The organism is Rhizobacter sp. (genome assembly GCF_035702065.1).
Taxonomy (GTDB): domain Bacteria; phylum Pseudomonadota; class Gammaproteobacteria; order Burkholderiales; family Burkholderiaceae_C; genus Rhizobacter.
The window spans coordinates 1-8665 of record NZ_DASSRA010000236.1 but is presented as its reverse complement, the minus strand read 5'-3'; the positions used below and the strand labels follow the sequence as shown (position 1 = coordinate 8665).

General features: G+C 69.3%; 9 protein-coding genes and 1 pseudogene. 8 read left to right on the top strand and 2 right to left on the bottom strand.

What is annotated here, in order from left to right; translation table 11 throughout:
- The 5 genes from VFL64_RS11045 to VFL64_RS11025 all read left to right on the top strand — a co-directional run.
- A partial coding sequence (locus VFL64_RS11045; protein WP_489540427.1) for a carbohydrate porin occupies positions 1-160 on the top strand: 160 nt, incomplete at its 5' end.
- A gap of 69 nt (positions 161-229) precedes the next feature.
- Positions 230-1015 (top strand): SHOCT domain-containing protein, encoded by a 786-nt coding sequence (locus VFL64_RS11040; protein WP_489540426.1) that lies wholly within the window; start codon positions 230-232, stop codon positions 1013-1015.
- Between the two features lie 103 nt (positions 1016-1118).
- The gene (locus VFL64_RS11035; RefSeq protein WP_489540425.1) at positions 1119-1796 is read left to right on the top strand and encodes a response regulator; all 678 of its coding nucleotides are present in this window, start codon (positions 1119-1121) and stop codon (positions 1794-1796) included.
- Positions 1796-3307 (top strand): sensor histidine kinase, encoded by a 1512-nt coding sequence (locus VFL64_RS11030; RefSeq protein ID WP_489540424.1) that lies wholly within the window; start codon positions 1796-1798, stop codon positions 3305-3307. Before VFL64_RS11035 ends, VFL64_RS11030 begins: the two co-directional genes overlap by 1 nt.
- A 14-nt stretch (positions 3308-3321) precedes the next feature.
- On the top strand, positions 3322-3741 hold the full coding sequence (locus tag VFL64_RS11025) for a TfoX/Sxy family protein (protein ID WP_489540423.1): 420 nt from the start codon (positions 3322-3324) through the stop codon (positions 3739-3741).
- A gap of 23 nt (positions 3742-3764) precedes the next feature.
- On the opposite strand, the pseudogene VFL64_RS11020 reads toward VFL64_RS11025, so the two are convergent.
- Positions 3765-3983 (bottom strand): annotated as a pseudogene (locus tag VFL64_RS11020) (DUF2917 domain-containing protein); the annotation flags it as partial.
- Positions 3984-4104: 121 nt separating this feature from the next.
- On the opposite strand from VFL64_RS11020, the gene VFL64_RS11015 reads away from it, so the two are divergent.
- Positions 4105-5061 (top strand): LysR family transcriptional regulator, encoded by a 957-nt coding sequence (locus VFL64_RS11015; protein ID WP_489540422.1) that lies wholly within the window; start codon positions 4105-4107, stop codon positions 5059-5061.
- A gap of 4 nt (positions 5062-5065) precedes the next feature.
- Here the strand turns inward: VFL64_RS11015 and VFL64_RS11010 are convergent, their stop codons facing one another.
- The gene (locus tag VFL64_RS11010) at positions 5066-5698 is read right to left on the bottom strand and encodes a 5-formyltetrahydrofolate cyclo-ligase (RefSeq protein ID WP_489540421.1); all 633 of its coding nucleotides are present in this window, start codon (positions 5696-5698) and stop codon (positions 5066-5068) included.
- On the opposite strand from VFL64_RS11010, the gene VFL64_RS11005 reads away from it, so the two are divergent.
- Both VFL64_RS11005 and VFL64_RS11000 read left to right on the top strand, forming a co-directional pair.
- The gene (locus tag VFL64_RS11005) at positions 5697-7712 is read left to right on the top strand and encodes a lytic transglycosylase domain-containing protein (RefSeq protein ID WP_489540420.1); all 2016 of its coding nucleotides are present in this window, start codon (positions 5697-5699) and stop codon (positions 7710-7712) included. The two genes, VFL64_RS11010 and VFL64_RS11005, sit on opposite strands and share 2 nt — an antisense overlap.
- Positions 7713-7819: 107 nt before the next feature.
- Positions 7820-8500 carry a glutathione S-transferase family protein gene (locus VFL64_RS11000; protein WP_489540419.1) on the top strand — a complete coding sequence of 227 codons (681 nt, stop codon included), beginning with the start codon at positions 7820-7822 and terminating at the stop codon, positions 8498-8500.
- The last annotated feature ends 165 nt before the right edge of the window (positions 8501-8665 follow it).

The following is an 8665-nucleotide window of genomic DNA, read 5'->3' as shown; positions in this document are numbered from 1 at the left end:
CCCGGGCTTCTGGAACCGCCCGGAGCTGCGCCTGTACGTGACCACGGCCAAGTGGAATGACGCCGCCAACGCCGCCAACGGCATCGGTGGGCTCACGGGTCTCGGCAACGGCAAGACCAAGGGCACCAGCTGGGGCGCGCAAGCCGAAGTCTGGTTCTGATGACCGCAGGTGCACCGGAGCGCACGCTCCGGTGCACACTTCGGGCTCCCTTTGTCTGGAGAAACCTGCATGCGCACCCTCCCCCACACCACCAACCGGCGCCGCCTGGTCACACAACTGCTGTGCGGCAGCCTTCTGGCCGGCGGACTCGTCACCGGCCATGCGGGGGAGCAGCGCAACTGGCAGCTGCACGAGTTCACCAACATCCAATTGGTGGCACGCGAAGCGGGCAGCGAGCCCAACCAGCACCCGGCGCGCATCGCGCCCGAGGCGCTGCACGAGCAGCTCTCTCGCGTGCAATTCGTGTCGGCAGGCAAGCGGATCACCCTCTTCGGCAAAGACGAACTCGCCGAACTGATCGAACCCTTGTCGCAAGCGCTGGAACGCGCTGCGCCAGCCGACGACGTGCTGCTGCTGAGCAGCGCGCGGCGCGAAGGCGGCCTGCTGGGTTCGCCCACCGCCATCACCGCCCGCATGTTCGTGCAAGGCGGCGCACTGCAGTTCATCGTGCGCGACGCACGCTACGCCTTCTACGACACCTACCGCGGCACCAACGTGCAGCCGCGCTTCAGCTACCCCTCACGCAAAGCCGCCAGCAGCACCGCGCTGGAAAGCGCCGGCGTGGCGAACAAGCGCGCCGACTGGCTGCAACTCAGCGCCGCGGCAGCTCCCACGGCGGCTCCTGCCCCGGTTGTCGCCCCGGCGCCCACGCCAGCCGCCGCACCGGCTCCCGCCGCCGCCAGGCCGGCGGACGCCGAGCAGCGCCTGGAGACGCTCAAGCGCCTGCGCGAACGCAACCTCATCACCGAAGAGGAATACCAGCAAAAGCGCAGGGAGATCCTGCAGCAGCTGTAAGCCCTTGGTGACACGGCGCAAGACAGCAACACCCCGGGGGAAACACCCCGCGGCAGCGCAAGGCGCTGCCCTACCATCGCGGGCACGCGAAATCGACTGCCCGATGAAACTCCTGCTCGCCGAAGACGACACCATCCTCGCCGACGCGCTCACCACCAACCTGAATGCCAGCGGCTTCGAGGTGGAAGTCGCCCCCAACGGCGCGGTCGCCGAGTACCTGCTGCTGCGCCAGGACTTCGACATCGGCGTGCTCGACCTGGGCCTGCCGCTGGTCGACGGCCTCACGGTGCTGAAGAAGGTGCGCGCCGTCAAACCCGCCCTGCCGATGATGGTGCTGACCGCGCTCGACGGCATGGAGCAGCGCGTGGCCGGCCTCAACGCCGGTGCCGACGACTACCTCACCAAGCCGTTCGACTTCCCCGAGCTGGAGGCGCGCCTGCGCGCCCTGCTGCGACGCGCCCACGGGGCTGCGGCCCACCCGACCTTGCAGCAGACCGGCCTGCTGCGCTTCGACCGCGAGGCGCGCCGCGCCAGCATCGACAAGACCCCGCTGGACCTCTCCCCGCGCGAGTGGACGCTGCTCGACCTGCTGCTCACGCAGCGTGACCGTGTGGTCACCAAGGAGCAGATCGTGCAGGGCTGGACACCCGACGTGAACGAACAGAACCCCGGTTCGATCGAGGTCTACATCCACCGCCTGCGGCGCAAGCTCGAAGGCTCCAAGGTGTCGATCCGCACCGTGCGCGGCCTGGGCTACCTGCTCGAAACCGAAGACGAGTGATGCTGTTCCGGGCCTTGCGCCGCCTCCCGGGCCTGTCGCCTGGCACGCGCTCGCTGCACCGCCACCTGCTGCTGTGGCTGCTGCTGCCGCAGCTGGTGCTGTGGTTCGCGGCCGCGAGCTTCACCTACCAGCTGGCCGACCGCTACGCCAACCAGGCCATCGATGCGAGCCTGTCCACCGCCTCGCGGGCGCTCGCGCGGCAGGTCAAGCCCAGCGGGAGCGGCCTCTACATCGACCTGCCGCGCGCCGCACAGGACATCATCGAGGCCGACCCCGACGACCGCGTGTACTACATGGTCAGCACGCCGCCGGGCGAGTTCATCCTCGGCAACCGGCAGATGCCCGCGCCGCCGGCCAGCATCACCAACCCGTCGCTCGGCGTGCCCTACCTCTACGACGCCGTCATCCCGGTCATCCCCGACCACACCAACTTCGGCGATGGCAAGCAACAGAACATCAACGTGCGCGTGGTCGCGCTCTACCTCGCCTATGGCGAACCCGGCAAGCCCCAGCGCATGCTGGTGCAGGTGGCGCGCAGCCGCGCCAGCCGCGAAGAGCTGGCGCGGCAGATCCTGATCGACACCGCGCTGCCGCTCTCGCTGCTCATCGTGCTGATGTCGGTCATCGTGTGGGGCGGCATCCGCGGCGGCCTGGCACCGCTGGCGCGGCTGCGCGGCGTGGTGGAAAGCCGCGTCACCAACGACCTGGCGCCGATCCGCGTCGAGGCCGCACCGGAAGAGGTGCGCAGCCTCGCCATGGCGCTGAACGCGCTGCTCGCCGAAGTGCGCGAGAACGTCAATGCGCAGAAGCGCTTCATCAGCGACGCCGCGCACCAGATGCGCACCCCGCTGGCCGGCTTGAAGAGCCAGACCGAGCTCGCGCTCGCCAGCAGCACCGTCAACGCCGACCCCGAGTTGCGCGCGCGCCTGCAGCGCGTGCACGAGAGCGCCACACGCAGCGCGCACCTGGTGAGCCAGCTGCTGGCGCTGGCGCGCGCCGAACCCGAGGCGGCCATGGCCCAGTCGCGCACGCGCTTCGACCTGCAGCGCCTGGCGCGCGAGGTGGCGGCCGAGCAGGTGCCACGCGCCATCGCCGCCGGCATTGACCTCGGCAGCGACGAAGACGATTCCTCCGACGCACCGGCCACTGACAAGCCGCTGCACGTGCTGGGCAACGTGATGCTGATCCGCGAGGCACTGGTCAACCTGGTCGACAACGCCATCCGCTATGCCGGCCGCGGCGCGAGCGTCACCGTGAGCGCGCGTGCCGAGGGCGACGACGCCGTGGTCACGGTCGAAGACACCGGCCCCGGCCTGCCGGAGGCCGACCGCGAGCGCGTATTCGAGCGTTTCGTGCGCGCCACCCACGAAGGCAACGGCTGCGGCCTGGGGCTGGCGATCGTCAAGGAGATCGTGGAGCGCAGCCGTGGCAGCGTGTCGCTTCAGTCGGTGCAACCGCACGGGCTGCGCGCGGTGGTGCGGCTGCCGATCTCCGCCGCACCCAAGGGCTGAGAAGGTGTGAACGCATGGCGACGAAGAAACCCGCAGCGAAGCCAGCCGCGAAATCGGAATTCGCGGCGCATTGCCTGGAGCTGCTGGGCCCGCTCGGGCCGGCACGTGCCGGCCGCATGTTCAGCGGCCACGGCTTCTATGTGGACGATGTCTTCATCGCCCTGGCCATCGCCGAGCGCCTGTACCTCAAGACCGACGAGCAGACCCGCCCGCGCTTCGAGGCGGCGGGCTGCGAACCCTTCACCTACGAGGCCGCCGGACAGAAACGCGTGTCGACCAGCTACTGGAGCGCGCCCGAGGACGCCATGGAGTCGCCCATGCTGATGCGCCCCTGGGCCCGCCTGGCGATGGAGGCAGCGCTGCGTGCCCGCAACACCAAGCCCGCCAGGAAGAAGCGCAAGCCCGTGGCAGCGCAAGGTGGCACCAAGAGCTGAAAGCGCGCTGCGCCCCAGCCTTCGGCCACCCAGTGGCTGCCGGAATCGAGCAGGAGGTGGTCGCCCGCCTCCAGCCAGATGTCTTCGGACGGCGCCTCGGCCGTGCCCGCACGCGTCAGCCAGAGCCGGCCTTCGGTGAGGTGCAATTCGCGCTCGCCGGGCCCGATGCTCAGGCGCATCGCCTGGCCAGGCGCCACGGCCCAGAGGGCGGAAGACGACGTAGACTCTTGCTTGCTTTGCATCAGTGATTGGCTCATGGCGGGGCTCCTTGCTTTGCCTTGTGACCCTTGGTTAGCTAGAGAATAGGCCTGCGCTGGAGCACCGTCCAATGAATTGCCAACAAGCGATTAACGCGTTTTGCTCATGAATAACTTCCGCCGCCGCCCGCTCTCGGTGGGCCCGATCCGGGCCTTCGAGGCCGTCTCGCGCCACCTGAGCTTCCGCGCCGCGGCCGAGGAACTGAGCCTCACCCAGTCGGCCGTGAGCCGGCAGATCCAGGCGCTGGAGGAGGACCTGGGCGCCACCCTGCTGCTGCGCGGCACCCGCAAGGTGGAGCTCACGCCGGAAGGGGCGCAGTTCCTGCGCGTGCTCGCACCCAGCCTGTCGCGCATCGACGCCAGCGTGCAGCAGATCCGCCAGTCACGCGGGCGGCGCGTGGTGAGCGTGAACACCTTCGCCTCGTTCGCGTCGATGTGGCTGATCCCGCCGATGGAGGCCTTTCAGCGCGAACACCCGGAGATCGACATCCGCGTGCAGGCCACCGACGTGCTCGCCAACCCCGACGACCCCGAGTTCGACCTGATCCTGCGCTACAGCGGCCGCCACAAGGCGCCGCCGGACGCGCAGCGCCTCTTCGGCGAGGTGATCACGCCGGTCATCAGCCCCTGGCTGGCCGAGCAGATCCGCCAGGGTGCCTCGCCGCCGCTGTCCAGGCCCGAGCACATCGCGCAGTACACGGTGACCGAAGAAGACGACCCGCGCCCGAGCGCCGAGTACCTGAGCTGGCGCTACTGGCTGGCGCAGATGGGTGCGCACGGCGTGCAGCCACGGCGCTGGCTGTACCTCAACTTCACCTACCAGCAGGTGCAGGCGGCGCTCGCCGGGCAGGGCCTCGCGCTGGCGCGCCTGCCGCTGGTGGCCGAACAGCTGGAGCGCGGCGACCTGATCGAGCCTTTCGGCCCCGGTGGGCGCATCGTCACGCCGCAGGCCTACTGGCTCATCACGGTGGGCGCGAGCCGGCAGCGCCAGGAGGTGGAAGAGTTCTGCCGCTGGGTGGAGCAGCGCGCCGCGCAGACGCGCAAGGCGCTCGGCGAGGCCTGACCCTTCAGGACGCCACCACGCCGCGCTCGGTCACCACGGCTGCGAGCGGCAGGTCGTGCGGCTCGGGCGCGAACTCGGATTCGCTGATCTCGCCCACCGACCAGGCCACGCCCACCGCCGTGACGTGCGGGTGCGCGGCCAGCCAGCGATCGAAGTAGCCGCCGCCATAGCCCAGCCGGTAGCCGCTGGCGGTGAAGCCCACGCAGGGCACCAGCACCACGTCGGGAACGATTTCGCGGCCGGCGGTCGAAGCAATGCCGCATTCGTCGCGCAGCGTCGGTTCACGGCCATCCCACTGCCGATAGTGCATTTGTCGCGGTTCGCGCCGCGTGAAAGGCAACGCCAATGAAAAGGAAGTGTTCACCTTGTCGGCGCGCCACAGCGCGCCTGCGTTAAATTCGGATCGAATCGGCCAGTAGGCACCCAGGCACTCGGGTTCCAAGGTGGCCAGCACTCCCGACACATGCGCCGCGAGCGCGTCTTGCGCCTCGCCACTGCCCAATGACGACACGAACCGCTCGCGCGACTCCAGCAAACGTTGACGAAGGGTCTGGCGCGCAGGCAAGGTCATAGGAATACCGTTGAACAAGCAATCGAAATCAGTATATGGGTCGACTCTCGTGACCCACACCCGCATGCTCCTGTCCGTGCTGGCCGCCAGCCTGCTGCTCAGCACCGCGCCGGCCAGCGCCCAGACCGGCAACGACGTGATCGTCGAAGCGCGCGAAGCGCTGAAGAAGAAGGACACCCGCCGCCTCGCCGCCCTGCGCGCCACCGCCCTGGCCGAGCGCCACCCCTTGGCGCAGTGGGTCGATTACTGGGAGCTGAGCAACCGGCTCTTCGCGGCAGCGCCCAGCGAGATCGAGGCCTTCTACAAGCGCTGGAGCGGCACCTACGTGGAAGACCGGCTGCGCAACGACTGGCTGCTGGAGCTGGGCCGCCGCGGTGACCTCAAGGCCCTGGCCGCCGACTACCCGCGCTTTCGCATGAACGACGACCGCGAGGTCACCTGCTACGCCGCGCTGGCCGACCTGCAAGACGGCAAAGACAACCGCAGCGCCGCGCGCGCCGCCTGGTTCAACCAGCGCGATGCGGTCGACGGCTGCGCGCAGCTCGGCACCGCGCTGTACGCGGCGGGCACCCTCAACGAGAACGATGCCTGGCGCCGCGCGCGCCTGGCCGTCGAGGCCGGACGCCCGCGCACCGCGCGCCAGGCGGCGCTGCTGGTGAACCCGCAGGCCGAGACCGAGATCGGCAACGCGATCGACAACCCGGTGCGCTACCTCGCCAGCACCACGCCGCGCACGCGCCAGGACAAGGAGCTCATCACCCTGGCCCTGATGCGCCAGGCCGGGAGCGACCCCGAGGCCGCGGCCGCCTCGCTGGGCAGCCAGTGGGAAAGCGCCCTGCCGAAAGACCTGGCCGCCTGGGCGTGGGCGGCCGTGGCCAAGCAAGCGGCGATCAAGCTCCTGCCCGAGGCCTCGTCCTACTACCAGCGCGCCGACCTGCTGGCCGCCAAGGCCACGCCGGCGATGGAGTGGCCCGACGAGACCCTGGCCTGGAAGGCCCGCGCCGCGCTGCGCGTGGGCAACGGCACGGCCAAGCCGCGCTGGCAGCAGGTGGTCCAGGCCATCAACGACATGAGCGCCAGCGAGCAGCGTGAGCCGACCTGGGTCTACTGGAAGGCACGTGCGCTGCAGGCCCTGGCCCAGGATTCGACCGAGCCCGCGCCCATGCTGGCGCAGGCGCAGGAGATGCTCACCGGCATCGCCGGCCAGCTCAGCTTCTACGGCATCCTTGCCGCCGAAGACCTGGGCCAGCCGCTGGTGCTGCCCGAAGCCCCCGCACCGCTCACCGACGACGAGAAGAAGGCCGCCACCCGCGAGGCCGGCCTGGCACGTGCCACCCAGCTCATCACCCTCGGCCTGCGCAACGAAGGCGTGCGCGAATGGAACTTCACGCTGCGCGGCATGGACGACCGCGCGCTGATGGCCGCTTCGCAGTACGCCTGCGAGCGCGAGCTGTGGCAGCAGTGCATCAACACCAGCGAGCGCACCAAGGCCGAGGTGAACGTGGCGCAGCGCTACCCGCTGCCCTACCGGCGCGAGATCCTGGGCAACGCACGCGACACTGGCCTGGACCCGGCCTACGTGTACGGCCTGGTGCGACAGGAGTCGCGCTTCACCGCCGACATCCGCTCCAGCGCCGGCGCCGGTGGCCTGATGCAGCTGATGCCCGCCACCGCGCGCTGGACGGCCAAGAAGATCGGCGTGAGCTTCAACCCCGAACACGTCACCCAGCCCGACGCCAACCTGCGCCTGGGCACGCAGTACCTGAGCCGCGTGGTCGAAGACTTCGAGGGTTCGCAGCTGCTCGCCGCCGCCGGCTACAACGCCGGCCCCAACCGTCCGCGCCGCTGGCGCGAAGGGCCGGTGATGGAGGCCGCCGCCTGGGCCGAGAACGTGCCCTTCACCGAGACGCGCGACTACGTGAAGAAGGTGCTGGGCAATGCCGTCATCTATTCGCAGCTGCTGTCAGGCCCGGCCACGCCGTCGACGGCAGCGCCTGCCACGCCGCTCAAGACGCGGCTCGGCGGCACCGTCGGCCCGCGCGTGGGCCCGGTGCCGGCGGTCGAGAAGGACCTGCCCTGATGTCGATGCGCGCGCGGCATCACTGCTGCGCGCAAGTCTCATCGCCGAATGCCGCAGAGTCACCGTAGCATCGTGGGCCCCTTCCCCGACTCAAGGAACACGCGCCCATGCAGCTCTACATCGGCAACAAGAACTACTCCTCCTGGTCCATGCGCCCCTGGGTGCTGCTCAAGCAGACCGGCATCCCCTTCGAGGAGCGCATGGTTCGCTTCGACTCCTTCGACGCCGGCTCCCAGTTCAAGACCGAGCTCCTGCGCCTGAACCCGGTCGGCAAGGTGCCAGTGCTGGTCGACGATGGCTTCCCGATCTGGGACACGCTGGCGATTGCCGAGTACCTGGCCGAGAAGTTCCCCGAGAAGAAACTGTGGCCCACCGATGTGAAGGCGCGCGCTCGTGCCCGCAGCGTGTGTGCCGAGATGCACTCCGGCTTCAGCGCGCTGCGCACCCTCTTCGGCATGAACATCGAGGCCTCGCTGCCCGAGATCGGCAAGAAGGTGCTGGCCGAGAAGCCGCAGGCGCAGGCCGAGCTCGCCCGCATCGCGCAGATGTGGAGCGAGCTGCTCGCCACCCACAAGGGGCCACTGTTGTTCGGCGAGTTCACCATCGCCGACGCCTTTTTCGCGCCGGTGGTCAAGCGCATCGTGACCTATGGGCTGCCAGTGCCGGCGGTGATCCAGGGCTACATCGACCGGGTACAGGCCTTGCCGAGCGTGGCGGCGTGGACGAAGGACGCGTTGGCGGAAGAGGACTTTTTGCCGTTTGAAGAGGACTATCGGAAGTCGCGCTGATTTCTTTGCGGCGCTTCGCGTGGTTGTTTCTTCCTACTTCCCGCGGGTGCGCCGGGAGTCCGCCCCGGCGGGCGGGTCACTTTGGTGTTCGCATAACTTCGCTGCGCGAAGTGAGCGAACCCCCGCTGCGCGAACATTTGTCGCGCCAAATGAAAGTAACCAAAG